General features: G+C 42.3%; 18 protein-coding genes and 2 pseudogenes. 16 read left to right on the top strand and 4 right to left on the bottom strand.

The features are described from left to right. Positions 1-65: 65 nt before the first annotated feature. From AB5Z52_RS04650 to AB5Z52_RS04590, 13 genes and pseudogenes are all read left to right on the top strand, one after another. Complete coding sequence (locus tag AB5Z52_RS04650; protein ID WP_003128147.1) at positions 66-1,214, top strand: acetylornithine transaminase; 1,149 nt, start codon at positions 66-68, stop codon at positions 1,212-1,214. 82 nt (positions 1,215-1,296) lie between these two features. Then, a complete protein-coding gene (gene argC, locus AB5Z52_RS04645; protein ID WP_003128149.1) occupies positions 1,297-2,319 on the top strand; it encodes an N-acetyl-gamma-glutamyl-phosphate reductase in 1,023 nt (340 codons plus the stop codon). A gap of 44 nt (positions 2,320-2,363) precedes the next feature. Beyond that, a complete protein-coding gene (argJ, locus tag AB5Z52_RS04640; RefSeq protein ID WP_003128150.1) occupies positions 2,364-3,554 on the top strand; it encodes a bifunctional glutamate N-acetyltransferase/amino-acid acetyltransferase ArgJ in 1,191 nt (396 codons plus the stop codon). A gap of 94 nt (positions 3,555-3,648) precedes the next feature. Further along, entirely contained in the window at positions 3,649-4,407 is a 759-nt protein-coding gene (argB, locus tag AB5Z52_RS04635) for an acetylglutamate kinase (RefSeq protein WP_003128151.1), read from the top strand. A 190-nt stretch (positions 4,408-4,597) separates the two neighbouring features. After that, entirely contained in the window at positions 4,598-5,416 is an 819-nt protein-coding gene (locus AB5Z52_RS04630; RefSeq protein WP_003128152.1) for a VOC family protein, read from the top strand. A 122-nt stretch (positions 5,417-5,538) separates the two neighbouring features. Next, a complete protein-coding gene (locus tag AB5Z52_RS04625) occupies positions 5,539-6,543 on the top strand; it encodes a serine hydrolase (protein WP_003128153.1) in 1,005 nt (334 codons plus the stop codon). Positions 6,544-6,591: 48 nt separating this feature from the next. Next, positions 6,592-7,545, top strand: coding sequence for a mannose-6-phosphate isomerase, class I (gene manA, locus AB5Z52_RS04620; protein ID WP_003128154.1), 954 nt, complete (start codon positions 6,592-6,594; stop codon positions 7,543-7,545). A 174-nt stretch (positions 7,546-7,719) separates the two neighbouring features. Further along, entirely contained in the window at positions 7,720-8,859 is a 1,140-nt protein-coding gene (locus tag AB5Z52_RS04615; RefSeq protein WP_003128155.1) for a cysteine desulfurase family protein, read from the top strand. Positions 8,860-9,079: 220 nt separating this feature from the next. After that, on the top strand, positions 9,080-9,421 hold the full coding sequence (locus tag AB5Z52_RS04610) for a DUF1831 domain-containing protein (RefSeq protein ID WP_003128156.1): 342 nt from the start codon (positions 9,080-9,082) through the stop codon (positions 9,419-9,421). Positions 9,422-9,780: 359 nt separating this feature from the next. Further along, positions 9,781-10,384 (top strand): annotated as a pseudogene (locus tag AB5Z52_RS04605) (metallophosphoesterase). 204 nt (positions 10,385-10,588) lie between these two features. Continuing rightward, the gene (gene amaP / locus AB5Z52_RS04600; RefSeq protein WP_137264620.1) at positions 10,589-11,152 is read left to right on the top strand and encodes an alkaline shock response membrane anchor protein AmaP; all 564 of its coding nucleotides are present in this window, start codon (positions 10,589-10,591) and stop codon (positions 11,150-11,152) included. A gap of 11 nt (positions 11,153-11,163) precedes the next feature. After that, the gene (locus tag AB5Z52_RS04595) at positions 11,164-11,358 is read left to right on the top strand and encodes a DUF2273 domain-containing protein (RefSeq protein ID WP_029486300.1); all 195 of its coding nucleotides are present in this window, start codon (positions 11,164-11,166) and stop codon (positions 11,356-11,358) included. A 54-nt stretch (positions 11,359-11,412) separates the two neighbouring features. Next, positions 11,413-11,937: an Asp23/Gls24 family envelope stress response protein gene (locus tag AB5Z52_RS04590; RefSeq protein ID WP_003128162.1), complete on the top strand. Its 525-nt coding sequence runs from the start codon at positions 11,413-11,415 to the stop codon at positions 11,935-11,937. Positions 11,938-12,033: 96 nt separating this feature from the next. On the opposite strand, the gene AB5Z52_RS04585 is transcribed toward AB5Z52_RS04590, so the two are convergent. Next, complete coding sequence (locus tag AB5Z52_RS04585; RefSeq protein ID WP_288551794.1) at positions 12,034-12,756, bottom strand: C39 family peptidase; 723 nt, start codon at positions 12,754-12,756, stop codon at positions 12,034-12,036. A gap of 344 nt (positions 12,757-13,100) precedes the next feature. Here AB5Z52_RS04585 and mnmA point away from each other — a divergent pair, with 344 nt between their 5' ends. Beyond that, on the top strand, positions 13,101-14,219 hold the full coding sequence (gene mnmA / locus AB5Z52_RS04580) for a tRNA 2-thiouridine(34) synthase MnmA (protein ID WP_003128164.1): 1,119 nt from the start codon (positions 13,101-13,103) through the stop codon (positions 14,217-14,219). Between the two features lie 115 nt (positions 14,220-14,334). On the opposite strand, the gene AB5Z52_RS04575 is transcribed toward mnmA, so the two are convergent. Continuing rightward, positions 14,335-15,210, bottom strand: a complete 876-nt coding sequence (locus tag AB5Z52_RS04575; protein ID WP_005470119.1) for an AAA family ATPase — start codon at positions 15,208-15,210, stop codon at positions 14,335-14,337. Positions 15,211-15,521: 311 nt separating this feature from the next. Between AB5Z52_RS04575 and AB5Z52_RS04570 the strand changes: the two genes are divergently transcribed. Further along, the gene (locus tag AB5Z52_RS04570) at positions 15,522-15,899 is read left to right on the top strand and encodes a DUF1033 family protein (RefSeq protein ID WP_137264619.1); all 378 of its coding nucleotides are present in this window, start codon (positions 15,522-15,524) and stop codon (positions 15,897-15,899) included. Next, entirely contained in the window at positions 15,832-17,904 is a 2,073-nt protein-coding gene (locus AB5Z52_RS04565; RefSeq protein WP_005470120.1) for a DNA topoisomerase III, read from the top strand. Before AB5Z52_RS04570 ends, AB5Z52_RS04565 begins: the two co-directional genes overlap by 68 nt. Positions 17,905-18,034: 130 nt before the next feature. Here AB5Z52_RS04565 and AB5Z52_RS04560 read toward each other — a convergent pair whose 3' ends face one another. Both AB5Z52_RS04560 and AB5Z52_RS04555 read right to left on the bottom strand, forming a co-directional pair. Beyond that, the gene (locus AB5Z52_RS04560; protein ID WP_288551793.1) at positions 18,035-19,588 is read right to left on the bottom strand and encodes a response regulator; all 1,554 of its coding nucleotides are present in this window, start codon (positions 19,586-19,588) and stop codon (positions 18,035-18,037) included. Then, positions 19,566-21,000, bottom strand: a pseudogene (locus tag AB5Z52_RS04555) (histidine kinase). Before AB5Z52_RS04555 ends, AB5Z52_RS04560 begins: the two are co-directional and overlap by 23 nt. Positions 21,001-21,033: the final 33 nt, after the last annotated feature.

The raw sequence follows: 21,033 nt of genomic DNA, 5'->3' as shown, positions 1-21,033 counted from the left end.
ATATTGCAATTTATTCGCTAAAAATGTATATTAATACATAAATATTCATAGGAGGTCGTTGATGGATGAGTCAGTTGTTTCCCAATTATACACGTTTGCCATTAGAGATTGCTGCAGGAAAGGGCAGCTATGTAACAGATACTCAAGGTCGGAGATATTTAGATTTTACAAGCGGTATTGGGGTCGCCAACCTTGGCTATGGGCAGCCTGAAATCCAGCAGGCAATGCTGCAGCAAGCGGACAAATTATGGCATGCGCCCAACCTCTACACCAATTCGTTACAAGAGACAGTCGCGCAAAAACTAACAAAAGGTCCATATCTTGCCTATTTTTGCAATAGTGGGGCTGAAGCAAATGAAGCAGCCTTAAAACTAGCTCGAAAAGCAACGGGTCGGACAAAGATTTTAACTTTTGAGGGCTCGTTTCACGGACGAACATTTGGTGCCATGACAGCAACGGCTCAAGAAAGCATCCATCAGGATTTTGGTCCGCTCGTACCAGATTTTGAGTATTTGCCCTTCAATGAATTTTCCCCGCTGCAAGCAGCGTTGGATGAGGAAACAGCTGCGGTGATGATGGAACTGGTCCAAGGAGAAGGCGGCGTGATCCCAGCTGAAAAAGAATGGGTCCAAAAGGTGGCCGCGTTATGTCAAGAAGCAGGTGCACTGCTGATCATAGACGAAATTCAAACAGGAATGGGACGCACGGGGAGTTTTTATGCTTTTGAGCAATATGGGATCGAACCTGATATTTTTACATTAGCAAAAGGGTTGGGCAATGGGCTGCCGGTTGGTGCCATGCTAGGAAAAACTGATTTACAGCAGGGGTTTGGCCCTGGAAGTCACGGTTCAACTTTTGGTGGTAATTTGTTAGCGATGGCTGCAGCAAATGCCGTATGTACGGTCCTAACCGATTCCCCTGTGTTAGTAAATGTTGCTGCCAGACATCAGCAGCTTATGGCAGGCTTAACGGATCTGGCACAGATCGTGGCTATTCGAGGGCAGGGCCTAATGATTGGCTTAGAGTTGAAGGATAGCACTGCTCTCCAACAGGCGATGACAGAATTGCGTCAAGCAGGGTTACTGGTGTTGAAAGCTGGAACGAATGTCCTGCGTCTGCTGCCAGCATTGACCATAACGGAAGCAGAAATGGCTGAAGGACTCGCTGTTCTACGTCATGTTTTAGGAACGAAAGAAGAAACCACTGAAAGGTGAGAATGAAGAAAGAAGAGCTGCTTTGGTTGTTGAAAGGTTGTTGAAAAAGAATTTGAGAACAAGTGAAAAAGGGGTGTAGTAAGTGAAAGCAGCAATCGTCGGGTTTACCGGCTATACAGGATTGGAATTGGTTCGTTTGATCCACTTGCATCCTGTCTTGGAGATAGGAACGTTACATAGTCATTCAGTCCAAGAAAATTCAGTCAATGTTTATCCCCATCTGCAGCAACTGGTCAACCAAAGGATTTACCCGTTTGATCCGCTGCAGATTATGCAAGAAAATGAATTGGTCTTTTTTGCGACACCGGCTGGTATTAGCAAAGATTTGGTCTCGCCATTTGTCGAACAAGACTTTCCTGTGATGGATTTATCCGGAGATCTGCGTTTGAAAGAAGCAGGTGTTTATCAGCAATGGTATCAGCAGACGCCAGCTGCGGATCGTTTATTGCATGCTGCAACATATGCATTGCCAGAGTTTCAGACGTCCCACGGAAATTTAATGGCCAATCCAGGCTGCTATGCCACTGCCGCAATTTTAGCCGCTGCGCCTTTAGTCAGAAGAAAATGGTTGGCAGGCATTCCCATTTTTGACGGCAAATCTGGGCTTTCTGGTGCGGGGAAAAAACTGTCAGATACCAGTCATTTTGTGACAATTTCAGAAAATATGCAGACATATAAATTGAATCAGCATCAGCATATCCCAGAAATTGTCCAGCAGTTTCAACAATGGGATCCAGAATTGACGGCCATCCAATTTTCCACTAGTTTGATTCCGGTTAACAGAGGGATCATGATGACCCTTTATGTGCCTGTAGCGCCAGAAAGAACAGCGGAAGATATTTATCAGAGGTATCAAGAAGACTATCAAGAACAACCATTTATTCGCTTGCAGCCGTTAGGAAAGCTGCCAGAACTGCGGCAGGTGACAGGAACCAACTTTTGTGACATTGGGTTGGTCTTAAATCCGATGACCCACATCGTGACAGTCATTGCGGTGATCGATAATTTAGTAAAAGGGGCTGCCGGACAAGCAATCCAGAACGTCAATAAATGGGCTGGGCTGGAGGAAACAGCTGGATTACGACAGATCCCTTGGTATCCTTAACGATACTTGGGAATTCGATTAGTTCAGAATAAGGAGCGTGTAACATGAAAGAAATTATAGGGACAATTGTTTCACCAAAAGGTTTTTATGCAGATGGCATCCATTGTGGGGTGAAAAAAAGAAAAGCCGATCTTGGCTGGTTGTTCTCTGAAGTTCCGGCAAGTGCCGCCGCAGTTTTCACAACCAATCAAGTACAAGCGGCCCCCGTCCTAGTAACAAGAGAACAGTTGAAAACAGGAAAGCTTCGGGGAGTGATCGTGAATTCCGGGAATGCGAATGCTTGTACTGGAGAACAAGGAATAGCAGATGCCAGAGAAATGATCGCTTTGGCTGCAGCACAAGCCGGAGTGGCCTCAGAAGAGGTGGCGGTGGCATCTACGGGAATCATTGGTCGACCACTACCGATGGCAACGATTGCTGCTGGGATTCGTCAATTAAGTCATTCTGGCAGTCCTACCGGATTTCAGAAGGCCATTTTAACGACAGACCTTGTTGAAAAAAATCAAGTGATTCAGACGGAGATTGCGGGCCACACTGTCACCATGGCAGGTTGCGCCAAAGGCTCAGGGATGATTCATCCAAACATGGCGACAATGTTGGCATTCGTCACTACCGATGTCGCTATTGCACCGTCCCTTCTGCAGTCATTGCTGCGAAAACTCACGGAAGTCACTTTTAATCAAATCACAGTAGATGGCGATACCTCCACCAATGACATGGTATTGGTGCTGGCAAATGGGCAAGCGGGCAATCCGCCGATTGAAGAAAATACATTTGCTTATAAGCAATTTCAAAAAATGCTACAGACAGTCTTAACGACATTGGCCAAAGCCATCGCTAAAGACGGTGAAGGAGCGACAAAACTGATTGAAGCTGAAACAAAAGGGGCTCCCACCGACTTAGCTGCCCGCATGATCAGTAAAACGATCGTAGGTTCACCACTCGTGAAAACAGCAATCTATGGAAAAGACCCCAATTGGGGCCGGATCCTTTGTGCAATTGGGTATAGCGGACAAAGAATCGATCCTGCCAATGTGGCGATCGAATTAGCGGCGATCCCGGTTTTTGCAGGAGGATCCCCCCTTGACTACGATGAAACACTGATGGAAGAACGCTTGACAGCCTCAGAAGTAAAAATCAATGTCATTTTACAAGAAGGGGCCGGTCGCGGGAAAGCTTGGGGCTGTGATCTTACGTATGATTATGTCAAAATCAATGCACTCTATCATACGTAATGCCTATCTCATGGAGGTATCAAACGAATAGAATCGGAATCATTGGCTGTAAGAATCAAAAAATCGCCACAAGATCCAACAGGAGGAAGAACATATGGAAATCATTGTCATCAAGATGGGTGGTGTTGCTTCAGATAATCTGACCCCCGTTTTTTTTGAACAAGTCGCACAATGGCAAGCTCTAGGAAAGAAAATCGTGATTGTTCATGGTGGCGGCCATTATATCTCGGAAATGCTGCAGAAATTGTCACTGCCGATTCAGATCAAAGAAGGCTTGAGGGTAACGGATGCGCAAACTCTTGAGATCACTCGCATGGTTTTGCTGGGACAAGTCCAGCCAATGATCACGACTTATTTTCAGCAAGCTGGATTTCAGGCAATCGGCTTAAATGCTGGCTGTGATCAGTTGATCCAAGGGGAAATGATCAATCACGCCACACTTGGCTATGTTGGGAAGGCTAAGACTATTAATCAGCAGTTGCTTCAGCTGCTGATCAAAGGCAATCATATACCGATCCTTGCCCCACTTGGGATCACAGCCGAAGGCCAGTGGCTGAATATCAATGCGGACGAAGTCGCTTGTAAAGTTGCCAGCAGTCTGAGAGCAGAACGATTGATTCTGCTGACAGATGTACCGGGAATCAAGAAAGACTCCCAGTGGCTGCAGCAAGTCTCATTGACTGACATAAAAACATTGATCAATGAGAAGGTGATCACTGGCGGGATGTTGCCAAAGTTAGTCAGTGCTAAAAAAGCGCTTATGAGCGGAGTAGCAACTGTCAGTATCACCGACCGATTAGAAAAAAACGGTACTCAGATCAGAAGAATGAAAGAAACAGCCTTCCTTCAATGAATAAAGGTAGATTTAACCACAAAAAAAGAAGTTCAGTGACCTTTTTTGTCGTTAAATCTATTTTTTTGTCAAAAAAAAAATGCTTGATAATGGTAGAATGATAAAGGATTTCATTTGCTAGTATAACGGTTTATCAGTACAATAAGGACAAATGCATAGATAAACGCATACATATATAGGGGGAGAAATAATGACAGATTTTGTATTGGGGAAGAGCACAAAGTTGCGGACAATCGCGATTCGAGTAAAAGATCGGGATAAAGCGATTGCTTTTTATCGTGATGTTCTAGGTTTTGATTTGAAACGGGAAGAAAACGAATTAGCCATTTTGGGTTTCAAAGGTGCAGAAGGTGAAGTCATCTGGCTAGAAGAAAGTCCACGGGCCAATGATCATTTTGGGGAAATCAAAAAAATGCAACGGATCCGCTTGACCGTCGCTTCCTTAGAAGAACTGGCAGCAATTTGTAAAAAAGCGAAAGAACAGTCTGCGACTTTTGAAGAATCTATTTTTGAAGGAAGTCAAATCGCAGTTGTTTTGGCTGATCCTGAAGAAAACCGAATCGAAGTTTTTTACGAAGGCACTCAAGAAACAGATTTGCCAAAAACGCTTGAAGCATTGATCGAAGCTGCACCAAGTGAGGTAGTCCTGTTATCAAGCAAAGCTCGCTTCAACCAAATTCATCTGAATGTCAGTGATGTAGCGAAAGAACGCGACTTTTTGGAAGAGCTGTTAGGTTTGACGACCAAAGAAGCAGATGGTTTCTTACATTTGAATGAAGATGATTTTCAAGTTGGTTTGATCGAAGGCCAAGGCGGAACCATCGATTTACCGACACATGAGGTATTGGGATTGGACTTTTTGAAGATCGCTATTGATAAAGAAGACTTATTGACTTTGGAAGCTCATTTGACTGACAGCAAGCAAGAATTCTTTATTGATAAAAAGAAAAACTTACTGACTACCTACGATACCATCGGGATCGAATGGTGGTTCGTTGCAAATAAATAATGCGATTCACCACTAAGATGCAGAAGAATTTCTCTGGAAATCTCTTCTGTATTTTTTTGTGCAATTAGGGCCTGACTGGTATAATCAAAACAGTTTAGAGGCGCACGAAAGGAGGAACTGGTATGTATCCAGAAACGATTCGGCTAATCGCTGAAAAGCAACAGGAGGGCGTCTTACCGGGAGTTGTTTATCGATTCATCCATGGAGAGCAAATGGAGACTCATTGTTTAGGCTACGCGGCTCGGCAGCCCCAAATAGAATCACTTACGACGGAACACCTATTTGATGTGGCTTCTTTGACGAAAGTGGTTTGTACGACGACGGTGATTCTCAAACTATGGGAACAGGGAGTCCTAGCAATCGATGACCCTCTGGTCCGCTATTTGCCTGCTTTTACTGATCAGAAAGTAACGTTACGACATCTTTTAACCCACACCTCCGATATCCAGACTTGGATTCCTCGCCGCGATCAATTGTCTGCTGAAGAGCTGCGTCACGCGTATCTTCGAGTCCAAAGCGGACCACAGCTTGACAAGCAAGTCCAGTACACGGATACGGGCACGATTCTTCTAGGCTTCATGTTGGAGGAACTTTTTGGCTGTTCTGTCACCGAGATCTTCCAGCAGGAGGTTCTGCAACCGCTAGAAATGACCAACAGTGGGTTTCCTCCTTTGCCGGCAGCAAGCAAGGTAGCAGCCACTCAGCGCCAAGAAGATGGGACTGTTCTGAAAGGAATCACCCATGATCCCAAAGCACGAGTTTTGGGCAAACATGCCGGAAACGCAGGGCTGTTTTCAACCATTGATGATTTGACTCAATTTGTACAAATGATGTTGAAGAAAGGTCAGACAGCGACGCAATCTTTTCTTTCAGCAGATATACTGGAAAGACTATATCTAGACCATACGCCATCTGAAACAGGACATCGCTCAATCGGCTGGGACTTGAAAGGTACGCCTGTACACCTCTATCATACAGGGTATACAGGGACCTTCCTTTTGATTGGTTCTGATGGCAAAGCATTTATTTTTCTTTCGAATCGCGTACATCCAGAGGATCACAGAGACAGCTATCTGAAACATCGGGATCAAATTGTACAAAGTTATTTAAAAGAATCCGTTCGTTGAAGTTTTTCGTGCTATAATATTAGCGAATCAATAGAGAGGGGATCAACTATGGAACCATTATTTATGAAACCTGTTTTTCAAGAAAAAATTTGGGGCGGTAGCCGTTTACATTCTGTTTTCGGTTTTGATCTGCCAAATGATAAGATCGGTGAAGACTGGGCGATCAGTGCACATCCTCATGGTGTCAGCGTGATTGAAAACGGCCCATTTAAAGGGAAGACATTAGCAGACTTATGGCGGGATCACCAAGAATTGTTTGGTCATTCGGAGGCGCCGGTATTTCCTTTGCTGATCAAAATCTTGGATGCAGAAGACGATCTATCTGTGCAAGTGCATCCAGACGATGCGTACGGCATGGAACATGAAGGTGAACTAGGCAAGACAGAATGCTGGTACATCATTGATGCAGAACCTGGGGCAGAGATCATTTATGGCCACCACGCACAAACCAAAGAAGAATTAAAAGCAATGATCGAAGACGGCCGTTGGGATGATCTATTAACGAAAGTTCCTGTTAAAAAAGGCGACTTTTTCTATGTGCCAAGCGGAACGATCCATGCAATCGGTAAAGGCATCATGATTTTGGAAACACAACAAAGTTCAGATACCACTTATCGGGTTTATGACTATGATCGGACAGACGATCAAGGCAAGACCAGAGAACTGCATATCCAACAATCTGTTGATGTGACGACTGTGCCCGCTAAAGCACCAGAACTGTCGATTCGTGAAATCAAGCAAGGATCTTCGGCAATCGTGACGTATCTGGAAACCGAATTTTTCAATGTTTATGAATGGGAAGTTCGTGGCAAATTGAATCTGGAACAACAAGCAGACTATACTCTGATGACCGTGATTGACGGATATGGTCAACTTGTGATCGATGGTCATTCCTATGAATTGAAGATGGGAACAAGCTGTATTCTGCCTAATCCAATCAAAAAATGGACATTACAGGGAGAACTGACGGTGATCGCCTCTGAACCTGGTGAGAACGCATAAGTGATTACTTTTTCTAAAAAAATACATTGAAGAACCAAATCATTCGCAGCAAGCAGAAGAAAACCTGCTTGCTGTTTTTTGCTATTCTTTTAAACTACCGGAAAATCAATCGTTAGGGATAGACGGTTGGTTTAGATTTGTTATAATGGCTTTAATAAAGGATAGGTGAAACGAATGGTTTATTTAGATCATGCAGCAACGACGCCGATGCACCCGGCTGTCATTCGAGCCATGAATGACACAATGACGACATTTTTTGGCAATCCTTCCAGTATCCATAGGTACGGTCGGGATGCCCATACCAAGCTAGAAGAAGCGCGACAAGTAATCGCCGATCAGTTAGGTGTCAAAGCCCACGAGATCATTTTTAATAGTGGCGGAACGGAAAGCGACAACACAGCGATCCTCGGCACCGCGTATGCAAAACAAGCAGTAGGAAAACACATCATTACTACGACGATCGAACATCCAGCAGTCATCGAAAGCATGAAGTTTTTGGAGAAGCAAGGGTTCGAGATCACTTACTTACCTGTCGATAAAAAAGGACAGCTCTTATCAGAACAAGTAGCAGCGGCACTACGTCCAGATACGATCCTCGTTTCAATTATGTTCGCCAATAATGAAACGGGCAATATTTTGCCGATCCAAGAAATTGGCGAACTGCTAAAAGAACACGCCGCTGTTTTTCATACGGACGCCGTACAAGCTTACGGCAAGCTGCCCATTGATCCTGCTGCGTATGGCATCGATTTGTTGAGTATTTCAGCACATAAGATCAACGGACCTAAAGGCGTTGGTTTCTTGTACAAACGAGACGGCTTGTCACTACCCACTCTCTTACACGGTGGTGAGCAAGAAGAAAAGCGCCGTGCCGGTACAGAAAATTTGGCAGGGATCGTAGGTATGGCAAAAGCTGTTTCCTTGCTGACTCCAGAAGTACAGCGTGCGTACAGTGAGACGTATCAGCAATTTGCTAAGCAAGTTTTTTCTGTTTTGGAAGAGCAAAGCGTTGACTACCGTTTAAATGGAGATCCTGATAGCAAGCTGCCTCACATCATCAATCTGCAATTTCCTGGTGTTACTAGTGATCTACTGTTGATGAAATTGGATCTAAAAGGCATTGCGATCTCGACGGGTTCAGCTTGTACCGCAGGGAACGTGGAACCTTCTCATGTTTTAGAAGCAATGTATGGCAAAGAGCATCCCGCTGTGGGAGAATCTGTGCGGATCAGTTTTGGTCTTGGTAACACAGAAGAAGAGGTCCATAGTTTTGCAGAATTACTTGCTCGAACCGTTTTAGGAACGAAGAAGTAGTACCCATAGTTTCGTGTTTTTAGAGGAATCGAAGGGGCTGCTCCTAGATAAGCGAAAAGAGAGCAGAAAGCAAAAAAAAACTGGCACTCATGCAACCATTCATGATAATCTGAAGAAAGAAATACCGGATAGCAAAGAGACTTTCTCTAGAAAAAAGCACTTGTATTTTTTCTAGAGAAGCTTTTTCGGAAATCAAAACGTCGAACGAGGTGGAAAGCAAATGGCATTTGAAACAACAACAACTGTCTTAGGTGCAGAGACCCGCTACCAATTAGCACCAGAAGCAAAAAAGTATACACTGCGGGACAATGGATTTACTGAAACAAACAGTGGCAATTTCCAACTGATCCGCGGGTTGGAAGCAACTCCGCAAAGTAAAGAAGGCTTTAAATTAAAAATCACCGTCGCAAAGGACATCAAAACGTTTAAGATGTCGATTACGACAGCCAATGGATTGAAAGCAGTCAACATCTTTAAAGACCCGCAACACAAAATGCTGCAAGAAAAATTTTATTTCTTGATGGATGGGTTTATTAGTCGCGGATTATTCATCAAAGCGTAAACCATCGCGAACAAAATGATCCGTTATTTAGGAAAAGCAACCAAAAGATTTTCGTTTCAAAAGTGTATCTGGAAGACAATCATGAACAAATTATTCCGTGGACAATGTTGGATCGTCCACAGTAGCGAGTGTGGAGGCTAGCGCTAATCCACTACGTTAGCGGTTCCACACTATCAATGTGGATGTTGTTGTGACTTGTCCCTTGCTCTTTGGCAGAAATGAAATCGTTCGGTTGTTTTTTTGTTACAGTTGAAGGAAAGATCGTGACTTCAATCATGGCTTTTGTTTGCTGTTTTCTTTTTAGGCTAAGCGTATACTGACAGATATGTAAAACATTTACCCTGAGAAAGGAAGAGAAGATGCGCTATTTTACATCAGATACTCATTATTTTCACGAAAAACTATTAGGTTCGAATGATTTTGCCCCACGTCCGTTTACGTCTGTCTCAGAGATGCATGAAGTCATGGTCGCTAATTGGAATCAGGTGGTTCAAGCACAAGATACGGTCTACCATCTAGGAGATATTGCACTCCATCCCGAACATGAAGCGGGGTTTGCAGAGCTTTTAGCGCTATTAGTACGGCTGCAAGGAAAGATCGCTTTTATCAAAGGCAACCATGATACGCGCACTCTTTCGTTATCTAGCAAAGCACGATCCCGGAATTTCCGGAGAGCCGAAGTTTTCTTTTGCGGATGTCGGTCTGTTGTTAAAATTTGATCATCACCAGTATTATTTGAGTCATTATCCGATGCTATTGGGAATGACAAAGAATAGCCGTAACCTTCATGGGCATATCCATCATCATAGTTTGCCTATCGCTGAGAATATCAATGTCGGTGTCGATGCGCCGGAATTAGCATTCCTTCCTCAACCTTGGCCGTTTGGACGACCAATTTCCGAAAACCAATTAGAAAGGATCTTTCAAGCCAAACAAGCAGAAATACACCAAACGTTTCATTGAGAAATAACAAGGAAAACAGTCGGTTAAAGAATTATAGTCATATATCTTTTTAACAATAGTTATAATAGCAAGACAAAATTTCTGCTTCTAGTAAGCTGAACATTGGTCATAGAATGAAAAAATAATCGGTTTCAAGGTTTATCATTTGAAGGATATTTAAGAAATGTGTATGCTTTAAATAGAAAGTAGTAAAGGAGGTTGCCTATGCGTAAGATTTCTAAAGTGATCATGATCATTGGGTTACTGTTATTGTTGCTCGTCTTTTTCTTTGGCATGATTGAGAATCAGCAAGCGGTAGATTTACCATTCTACTTGATTCCACTGCGTGAGTATCCGTGGGTCGGAGCTTCCATGAGCATGTTTTTGTTTTGGACATGTGTCGGCTTTGCACTGCTGACGATCATTGGTATTTTCGTTGTCTTGTTCTTTCCAAAGCGTTCGGATCGTTTGGTTATCCAGCAAAAATCCGGGGAATTGGTGATTCAAAAGAAAGCCATGGAACATTTTGTTTTAAAGAATGTCCAACAAGCTGATTTTATCCATTCGCCATCAGTGAAGGTCAAGATTATCAAGAATAAAGTCCGAGTCATGATCGATGGAGAAATGAAACAGACCGCAGCCATCCCGCAACAACAAGAAGCATTGGTTGGTGAGATCAGCAGTAAGCTTCAAACGCTATTCGGTGTCACTCATGATATACAAACAGAAGTTGTCTTGAAAGACGCTGAAGAAACAAGAGAACATCACACACAACCCCGTGTCGTTTAGGAGGAGAAATGATGAACAAATGGTTCGAACAAAATAAGATCCCGGTTATCTTTGCTGCATTAGGACTGATACTAGCAATTCTCTTTCTGACAGTCGGCTTTTTGAAAACATTGCTACTACTGATTTTTACAGCACTAGGAGGTTACCTTGGCTTCTACCTCAAAGAGATCGGTTTCTTTGATCAATTTCAAAAGCCGCGGCGTTAGTGATCGGTAACATTTATTATTATAATTTTTATGAAGATATAGGAGGAATGTACAATGGAAAATCAAGTAAAACCAACAACTACTGCAGGTGTTAAAGGAGAATTGACTTACGAAGATAAAGTAATTCAAAAGATTGTCGGGATTGCGCTAGAATCCGTAGATGGACTATTAACGGTTGATGGTGGGTTCTTCTCAAATATCGCAGGAAAATTAGTGAATACGGATGATGTTACTTCCGGTATCAACGTTGAAGTTGGTAAAAAACAAGTAGCCGTAGATTTAGATATCGTAGCAGAATACGGTAGCGACATGACTGCCATTTACGACCAAATCAAAGAAGTCGTTTCAACACAAGTCAACAAAATGACAAACTTGGAAGTTATCGAAGTGAACGTTAATGTAGCAGATGTTAAAACTCGTGAACAATTCGAAAAAGATTCAGAAACTGTTCAAGACAAAGTTAGCAGTGCTGCAGAAACAACTGGAGAATTTGCTTCAAAACAAACACGTAAAGCCAAAGGCGCATTCAACAAAACTGCCAGCCGTATCCAAGAAAACAACGAACCACGAGTTCAATAATTACGGCAAATATAAAAACAGGCTAGCTAATCGGCTAGTCTGTTTTTTTTGATGGTTCTCAGTCAACAGTGCAAGTCTGTAAGTTGCTTTTGAAAATCAAAGCCAAAAGCACCAATAATTCAATCCTTCAGCAGCAAGCAGTTCATTAGAGAAAGTTTTTTTGTAGTGGTTTTTATCTGGTGAATCATTTGGATCAAGCACTTGAATCCCCCCTTCTCTATTCAAAGCCAATACCATCAAATGGCCTGTGGTAGTAAATGTTCCCGGCTGTACGGAGACAATGACGGGAAATCCTTGCTGAATCATCTTGTAAGCTTCCTCGAAAGAATTTCCCAGATCTAAGAATTGATAGCCAAAATGTTCGGCAAACTGAGGAAAGATTTGCCAGCTAGTTCCTTGATCAGCAAGATAAAATTGGTTGCCTGCCCAGTTGAGAATATTGTCTGGTTCTGGTGCCTGATTTCGCCAAAAAGAATCAATCATTGCTAAAGATGCGATGGCACAACCATTATCGGCAAAGGTATTTTGCTGTTCCCCAGAGCCGTAACGTTTCATCCCCCAACGTTCGTCTCTTTGCAAAATCAAAGGGACTTGTTGGGACTTCGGCAGCACTTCTTGCAGCACTTGATTGGCTTGCTCTGAAAATTTCTTTGGCAATAATACGATATCTTGTGAGTCGGAATGCTTTACTCTTTCAAAGACTAATTGTCGTAAAAGGAAAGAACCGGCGACAATGATCAGTAAGACAAGAATACTTTTTTTGACGGAATTTTTTGGCTTTTTTCTATTTCTGCAGTCAGTCGTTGCGTGATTGTTCATGTTCTGTTACCCCTTTTGTCATTATCTAAGAGGAGTATAGCTGATCCTTGCAACAGACATTTCTGTATTTTATGAAGAAATTCATACGATTTTATGATAGTTTCTTTTTGCTTGAAAGCAGGCTAGCATTAGGCTTAAGCAGCAGCTGTCGGAGGAACTATTTATGTGGGAAAGGTTTTTTTGAATTTAAAGAAGTATCTAAGTTTTTTACAGGAAAAGCTAAACCGATGAAACTCTCCGTGAATTTTTTGCCAATCTGTTGTATAATGCAAATTACTGAAAAGTTGCGACCTTCAAATCGTAGATGATTTCAGAATCTATAATTGAAATGATGGTGAAAAATCATGTCTAACGAAAACACCCGTGTGGTGGTTGGAATGAGTGGCGGGGTGGACTCGTCGGTAACAGCACTTTTGCTGAAAGAACAAGGGTATGATGTTGTCGGGATCTTTATGAAAAATTGGGACGATACCGATGAAAATGGTGTATGTACTGCAACGGAAGATTACAAAGATGTGGCTAAAGTAGCAGCTCAAATCGGCATTCCCTATTATTCAGTCAATTTCGAAAAAGAATATTGGGACCGCGTTTTCGAATATTTCTTAGCTGAATATCGAGCTGGACGTACACCAAACCCAGATGTTATGTGTAACAAAGAAATCAAATTCAAGGCCTTTTTAGATTATGCCATGGATCTTGGTGCTGATTATGTGGCAACTGGACACTATGCTCAAGTCGAAACGGATGAAAATGGGGTTACCCATATGCTGCGCGGAGTGGATAGCAACAAAGACCAAACGTATTTCTTGAGCCAACTGTCGCAAGCACAATTGAGTAAAACCATGTTCCCTTTAGGCGGCATGGAAAAATCTGAAGTACGGGCCATTGCTGAACGAGCTGGTTTAGCAACAGCTAAGAAAAAAGATTCTACAGGTGTTTGCTTTATCGGTGAAAAGAATTTCAAACAATTTCTAAGCAATTACTTGCCAGCAAAAAAAGGCAACATGGTCACATTAGATGGTGAAGTCAAAGGACAACATGATGGTCTGATGTACTATACCATCGGCCAACGTCAAGGATTGGGAATCGGTGGCGGCGGCACTTCACAAGAACCGTGGTTTGTTGTCGGCAAAGATTTAGCAACAAACACATTGTATGTGGGACAAGGATTCCACCATCCAGCATTGTATGCGGATCGGTTGGAAGCAAGTCAAATCCACTTTACGACAGACACGGATCGTCCAAGTGAATTCAAGTGCACAGCCAAATTCCGTTATCGTCAACAAGATGTCGGCGTCTCTGTCCGCTTGCTAGATAATGACCGTGCCGAAGTGATCTTCGATGAACCCGTTCGGGCAATCACCCCAGGACAAGCAGTGGTCTTTTATGATGGCATGGAATGTCTTGGCGGTGGCTTGATCGATGCCGCTTACCAAGAAGCAAAAGAATTGCAATATGTCTAAACGATTCGAACGATTGTAGCAGTGATAATTGAAACGATCCGAATGATCAGTGATGCCTGTATGGATTTGCAGGCATGATCTTTCGGATCGTTTTCTATGTGATTCTAGGAGATTCTTATTGATCGGTACGTCTTTTTTCATCTTCAAAAGCTTCTTGATGCATTTGGAAAAAGCGGTAGTAGGTCTGAACATTTTCCAACTGTGTCCAGCGACGCACATCCACCGGCTTTTGATCCAAATCGTAGATCTTTGCTTCTTTGATGGAGAGGACAAAAGGGCTGTGGGTAGCGATGACAAATTGACAATGTTCGTAGCGGGTCATGTCTTCGATAAATGCGACTAACTCAATTTGTCGTTGGGCCGACAGTGAATTTTCTGGTTCGTCTAAAAGATACAGTCCATTAGGCACGATTTTTTCTTGGAAAAAGCTTGCCGCGTTTTCTCCGTTTGAGAATTCACGGACATTATCCATCAGATTTTTACGTGTGAATTTCGATTGTGTATTGGAACGTGCGAGGTTGATTTTTTTTAATCTCTCATAGTCTTCAAAGCCTTTAAAACGAAAATTTGCATATTTGGCTTCAAAATATTCGTCGAAGATTTCTTCTCGGCGGCGATCAATGCCTTGATTCAAATTGCGAATGTCGAGCATATAGTCGAATACGTCATCGCTGGTCAAAATTTGCTTGATTTTAGGTTCGTTGGTAACTATGCAATGGCATTGATCAAGGTAATCTTCAAAGAAGTTGGAACGATTATAAGCGGCGGACCGTTGCGCGCCGATCTTCTCAGCAAGGACGTTCAGTGCGGTGGTTTTTCCTGAACCGTTGCCTCCGTAAAGGATAGTGATTGGTTCAAAATCGATTTGAGAAAAGGCGTTCTTTGACAAGACTTGATAGGGGTAATAGGAATCATAGACAGTTCGCATAATCCCCGCAAAAAATGACCCTTCGGATTCACGATCAGGAAAAGTAATTTGATTAAGGTACATCAACGCGCCAACTCCTAACAGATTTTTTGTTTAGTGTAACATAATTGTTCTTGCCATAAAAAAATTTTCCAAGTAAAATAATTTCACCTATGTAGAGTTGTTATCTTTTCTTGTTATATTCACATTCCCTGTGTTCTATGCTAGACTAAGGGTAACATCATTTTGATGTCATCTTAAGAGACAGTATAAAAACATAAAAAAACGATGATTTTTTGAATTTTTTAAAGGGTGCTTAATTGTTGAGACTTATTCCTTGCAACTTTTGGTAAAAGTGACTAATATGGGAAAGGAATCTTGAGAGGAGCGATGGGATGTATCAAGTAATAGTCATGTATGGTGATAACGAGCCATGGTGGTTTTTTGAAGGATGGCAGGCAGATATTCAAGAGGCGTTCACATTTGCATCTTTTGCGGAAGCACAGTCATTTTACGAAGAAAAATGGCACGAGATTCGGAAAGAGTATTCGTACATAAATGCAAAAACCAACTTTATGACGGCTTTTTGGAATGAAGGCGAAGAACGCTGGTGTGAAGAATGCGACGATTATCTCCAACAATATATTGGGTTGGCACTACTTAAAGAATACCAACAAGTCGTCGATGAAAGCAGGAAAGATTTTTATGAAACAACTAATTCTAGCGGAAAAGCCAAGCGTTGCCAAAGACCTCAGCAAAGTATTGGGTTGTAATCAAAAAAATAAAAATTATTATGAAGGACCCAAGGTAATCGTTACTTGGGCCCTTGGTCATTTATTAGGTCTAAAAATGCCCGAAGATTTAAACAAAGAATGGGCCTCGTGGCAGATGGAAACATTACCGATGGTTCCCAAAACGATCGGGATCAAACCATTGCCTAAGACGGGGCATCAGTTGAAAGCAATCAAACAACTGGCACATCGCAAAGATGTGTCGGAAGTCGTGATCGCTACCGATGCAGGACGAGAAGGCGAGTTGGTGGCCCGATGGATCTTAGAGTGGGTCCGCTGTGACAAACCTGTCAAGCGGCTTTGGATTTCCTCTCAGACCCCTAAGGCTATCAAAGAAGGGTTCTCAAAGTTGCAGCCGGCGAAGCAGTATGATAACTTGTATCATTCTGCCATTGCTCGGGCAAAAGCAGACTGGCTAGTCGGCTTGAATGTGACCCGTGCCTTAACAGTGAAATATCAGGATAATTTAAGCGCTGGCCGAGTTCAAACACCAACGCTTGCTTTGGTTCGCGCACAAGAGAAACAGATTGAAGGTTTCCGCCCCCAAACCTATTATGTCATCAACTTAGAAGTGGGCGACAGTAAAGCAAAGCGGCAACAAAGCAATCCTTATCAATTGAAAGACCGTAGCGAAGCCGAAGCACTGGTTCAAAAGATGAGTCAGCAAAATGGCCGTGTTGCGTCTATTGAAGAGAAGATCAAAACCGAAGCGGCTCCTTTACCCTATGATTTGACGGAGATTCAGCGAGAAGCCAATCATCGCTATGACTTTTCTGCCAAAAAAACGTTGTCATTGGTCCAAAGCTTGTATGAAACCCATAAAATCGTCACGTATCCGCGGACTGATTCAAAATACTTAACCAGTGACATGAAAGCAACGATGAAAGAACGGTTGCAAGCAGTGGCCGATTTTGCTCCTGAAGTCAAAAGCTATTTGAAAAATGGCGGTCAAGTTCAGCAGCAAGCTGTGTTTAATGATAAGAAAGTTACGGATCACCATGCCTTGTTGCCTACAGAGCAACGGGCACGTTATGAAAAATTGAGTAATGACGAACAGCGAATCTATCAAATGATCGTTGAACGTTTTTTGATGCTTTTTGCCAAACCGCATAAGAAGCAGCAGCAAAAAGTTACAGTCAAATTTGGTAATGAAGTGTTTGTCTTTACCCATAACACTGTGATCGAGGCAGGCTGGAAAAAGTCAAAAGAAGAAGCAACCACTGTTTCTTGGCAGGAACAAATGAGTGTCAAACCAACATTCAGTATTCAAAAGGAACTAACGACGCCGCCGAAACCATTGAATGAAGGTACGCTCTTAGGCAAAATGGAAAAACATAGCTTAGGAACGCCTGCAACGAGAGCTGAGATCATTGAGAAATTGATCAAGTCAGAGTTGATGGAGCGAACACCTAGCGGTTTACAAGTTTCGCCAAAAGGCAAGCAGTTGTTGGTGCTAGTCAACCCATCTTTAGTCACTCCGGAATTGACGGAGAAATGGGAAAAGGAATTAGAACTGATCGCTAAAGGAAAATACTCGGAACAAAAATTCCTTGCTCAGATAGAAAAACATACCAAGCAATTAGTCAAAGAAATCAAGCAAAGCGAAAGCAAATATCAAGACTTTTCCTTAACGCAAAAACGATGTCCTGAATGCGGGGAACCATTAAGGGAAAAGAGTACCCGAGATGGCAAGATCTATGTTTGTTCAAGTCAAACCTGTAAGTATCGTCGTCGTAAAGATCCTAAAGTGTCTAACCATCGCTGTCCACAATGTCATCGAAAGATGGAGATCATTGAAGGAAAGAATGGTGCTTTCTTCCGTTGCAAGTTCGATGGGATCACCGAGAAAATGGCAGATAAGAAAGAGCGTAACAAAAAATTGACCAAACATGAAGAACGCCGGTTGATGCAAAAGATCAATCAGGAAGAACCGCAAGAAAGTCCATTGGCTGCAGCATTAAAAGCGGCGATGGAGAAAAAAGAATGACGAACGGCTGAAGGCAAGACGCCAGTATTGATTTTGTTCGTTCAACGATTTTGCTTCTTGCATTATTTGCTAGCCTAAAAAACCAGTCCAGCCTTATGTATAAGGTTGGGCTGGTTTTTTTGAACTTCTGTCAATGGTGGATCTGACGATACTCTTTGGGTGAAATCTGTTCTTTTTTCTTGAATAGGAAAGAGAAGTAATTTGGATCATTGTAACCAATATCAAAGGCGATCTCGGAAAGGCGCAAATTTGTTGTGATCAGTAGTTTTTTTGCCAATGAAAGCCGCTGTTCTGTGAGGTATTCAATGAATGTGGCATCGGTTGCTTGCGAGAAAATCGTACTGAAATGGGCGGGGCTCAAGTTGACTTTTTCTGCAACGACATTCAACGAAATATTTGGATCAGAAAAATTTTTGTCAATAAACTGTTTTGCCTGACTGATCACACTTTGATACTTTGCCATTGCCGGATTGATTTGCTGCTTGACTAAGTATGTAAGCAGTGCAGTCACTTTGTCTTGGTAGTTGTGTGGCTCACTTGTCAGTTGGGATAAATAGTCTAAATCCGCAGTTTGAGCTAGCAAGTCCTTTTGTTCTTTGCCTTCACGCTTTTTTACCAGCGCAATCAATGCTACCAGAACAAAAAAACGATACATTTGGGTTCTTTCTGCAGTTCCTTGAGCGGACATGATTTCATTGACTAAGTCATTGATCGCCTCTGGCTCAGTCTGGGAGATTCGTTCGGCAAGGTCGATTTTGAAAGGATTCGTAGGAGATAATTCTCCTTCTTTCATATCATCCTCATAGCTAATGATCTTTTCCTTGCGGATGCCGCCATACGTTTTCAACATCCCGTTGGCTTTGTGATAGGAAGTTGGAATGTCCGAAAACCGCTCAACTACCGGTCCGATGGCAACTGCCACTTCCTCACTTGAGTCATGGGTGAGCGCTTGTGCCATTTGGTAGGCTTTCTCGAGTACAGCATCTTTGTTGAAATCAAAAAGCAGGAATTTGATGAAGCGACTGGAAATGCTGGAGAATAAGACTGTTTCATCGGAACCATAAGTAGAAGTCAACTGCTTACTGAAGCGGGTATAATCCGAAAAATTCTGATTGTATGGTGTCTTGGCCAACAAGACACAAAATTGTTTACCAGAAAAGGAACGCTTTAGCTCGGTCGCTTGCTGGAAAGCTTCTGAAATTGTGATTTTACTTGCGAAAAGAGTATTCAAAAAGAGATTCTTTCTGACCTCCATTCGCAGGAGTTCATCATCTTGTGAGAGATAGTGTTGTTCTTGGGACTGTTGGTCCAATGCAGCAATGACTTTAATCAATGTCTGTTCAAGGTCCTCATTTTTGATCGGTTTCAACAAATAGTCATCAGCTTGCAATTGTAGCGCTGTTTTTGCGTAATCAAAATCATCGAAGCCGCTAATAAAAATAATTCGAACAAGTGGCAATAATTTTTTGGCCTCTTTGGCAAAGGTCAGTCCATCCATAAAAGGCATTTTGATGTCCGTCAAAATGATATCTGGACGAATGTCAAGAATCGATGCAAGTGCCAACTCGCCATCTGCCGCTTCATTACTATAAATAATGGGGTATTTTTCAGCTAGAGAAATAATCTGATGCCGCAAGTTATCACGGATCAGGTGTTCATCTTCAACTATGAAGACTTTGTACATTAGTGGGCTCCTCCTTTTTTAGGAACGATGATCGAAATCGTTGTTCCTTGTGATTCAATACTCGCGATATCAAATTGTACGTCACTACCGTAATTTAGTAATAGACGACGATAAACATTATAAAGACCATACCCATTTTCTGGATCGGGATCTGTATTTTCTTTCAGATTATGCTGGATGGCCATTAATCGTTCGTGGGAAATGCCAATACCGTTATCACGGACAGACATCTGGATTGTCTGTTCATATTCCTGAATCGTGATGGTGATTTTTCCTACTCGGCGTACAAACTTGGTGCCATGATAGACGGCATTTTCAACTAAAGGCTGTAGGATCATCTTTAAAACTAGTAGGTCTTGGGAAGTGGTCTGCTGGTTGATTTCATAGGTCAGCATCTCCCCATAACGGATCTTTAGGATCGTTAAATAGTCAGCAACATGGCGCAACTCTTTTGAAAGAGGGATCCAGTCGTGCCTTTTGCTTAGTGAAATCCGAAAAAAATCGGAGAGGGCGTACGTCATTTCAGTTGCTTGTTCATATCGTTCTACTTCGATCAAAGAGACGATCGCATCCAAACTATTGTAAATAAAGTGAGGCGTGATCTGTGCTTGCAACACACGAACTTCACTTTGAGCCAAATGGTATTGTTTCAAAGCATTCTCTTCTAATAAACGGGTTAAATCATCCGCCATTTTATTCAAACTGCTCGTCAATGTGCGCAATTCCGGTGTATCAGGCAGGACTGCTCGAAAGCCGAGATGCCCTTGGGCAAGTTCATCAGATAATTCGACTAGACGATCCAATGGATTTTGGAGATTTTCGCGAACAAAGCGGCGATTTTTAGAAATAAAGTAAATAATCAAAAGAATCAAAAGCAATTGAAAAGCGATCAATAACAAGACAGATTGAATCAAATCTTGATTGGTTTGACTTGCCAAACTAATCTCTACACGAACAAATTCCTGCAGGATTTCAGATAATAATTCAATCACAGAATCCACCTGGACCATCACATATTGATTTTTTTCTAGTGGTTCATCGTTAGCAATATTTTCGATGAGCTTGTTTTGGTAGGTTTCTAATGAATCCAGTGTACGTAAGGCAACAGCCAACGTGTTCTTTTCTTTGGCTGTATTCGTATTTGTTTGGATATGGTCAAGATCCGCGCGCAATTCTTCAATGACGTTGTTGACTTGAACATCCGCCACGCTCTTTTGGCCAAAGACAAGATCCCACATTTCTTCTAAAACAATTGCATCCACTTTACCCGAGAGCTGATTGGCTTCTTCAATATTGTTGATCGTATTTTGATAAATAAAAATTTGGCGGGAATAAAAGATACTACTGATCAATAAAGGAAGAAAAGCGACTAAGATCATCAATTTATTGGTTTGTTGGAAGATGCCCTTTATACTTCAGACTGTAGACAAAAGCTGTTCCAAACT

Source organism: Enterococcus sp. RTP21361st1_A6_RTP21361_211029, assembly GCF_040910045.1.
Lineage (GTDB): Bacteria > Bacillota > Bacilli > Lactobacillales > Enterococcaceae > Enterococcus_D > Enterococcus_D gallinarum.
The sequence above is the reverse complement of the archived record's forward strand: the minus strand, read 5'-3'. Positions and strand labels throughout refer to the sequence as shown.

Bases quoted from the DNA above. Each gene is read 5' to 3' on its own strand.
- amaP (WP_137264620.1), top strand. From the start codon at position 10,589: ATGCGTAAGATTTCTAAAGTGATCATGATCATTGGGTTACTGTTATTG.
- AB5Z52_RS04595 (WP_029486300.1), top strand. From the start codon at position 11,164: ATGAACAAATGGTTCGAACAAAATAAGATCCCGGTTATCTTTGCTGCA.
- argJ (WP_003128150.1), top strand. From the start codon at position 2,364: ATGAAAGAAATTATAGGGACAATTGTTTCACCAAAAGGTTTTTATGCA.
- AB5Z52_RS04565 (WP_005470120.1), top strand. From the start codon at position 15,832: ATGAAACAACTAATTCTAGCGGAAAAGCCAAGCGTTGCCAAAGACCTC.
- manA (WP_003128154.1), top strand. From the start codon at position 6,592: ATGGAACCATTATTTATGAAACCTGTTTTTCAAGAAAAAATTTGGGGC.
- AB5Z52_RS04615 (WP_003128155.1), top strand. From the start codon at position 7,720: ATGGTTTATTTAGATCATGCAGCAACGACGCCGATGCACCCGGCTGTC.
- argB (WP_003128151.1), top strand. From the start codon at position 3,649: ATGGAAATCATTGTCATCAAGATGGGTGGTGTTGCTTCAGATAATCTG.
- AB5Z52_RS04575 (WP_005470119.1), bottom strand. From the start codon at position 15,210: ATGTACCTTAATCAAATTACTTTTCCTGATCGTGAATCCGAAGGGTCA.
- AB5Z52_RS04630 (WP_003128152.1), top strand. From the start codon at position 4,598: ATGACAGATTTTGTATTGGGGAAGAGCACAAAGTTGCGGACAATCGCG.
- AB5Z52_RS04570 (WP_137264619.1), top strand. From the start codon at position 15,522: ATGTATCAAGTAATAGTCATGTATGGTGATAACGAGCCATGGTGGTTT.
- AB5Z52_RS04560 (WP_288551793.1), bottom strand. From the start codon at position 19,588: ATGTACAAAGTCTTCATAGTTGAAGATGAACACCTGATCCGTGATAAC.
- AB5Z52_RS04585 (WP_288551794.1), bottom strand. From the start codon at position 12,756: ATGAACAATCACGCAACGACTGACTGCAGAAATAGAAAAAAGCCAAAA.
- mnmA (WP_003128164.1), top strand. From the start codon at position 13,101: ATGTCTAACGAAAACACCCGTGTGGTGGTTGGAATGAGTGGCGGGGTG.
- AB5Z52_RS04625 (WP_003128153.1), top strand. From the start codon at position 5,539: ATGTATCCAGAAACGATTCGGCTAATCGCTGAAAAGCAACAGGAGGGC.
- AB5Z52_RS04610 (WP_003128156.1), top strand. From the start codon at position 9,080: ATGGCATTTGAAACAACAACAACTGTCTTAGGTGCAGAGACCCGCTAC.
- AB5Z52_RS04590 (WP_003128162.1), top strand. From the start codon at position 11,413: ATGGAAAATCAAGTAAAACCAACAACTACTGCAGGTGTTAAAGGAGAA.
- AB5Z52_RS04650 (WP_003128147.1), top strand. From the start codon at position 66: ATGAGTCAGTTGTTTCCCAATTATACACGTTTGCCATTAGAGATTGCT.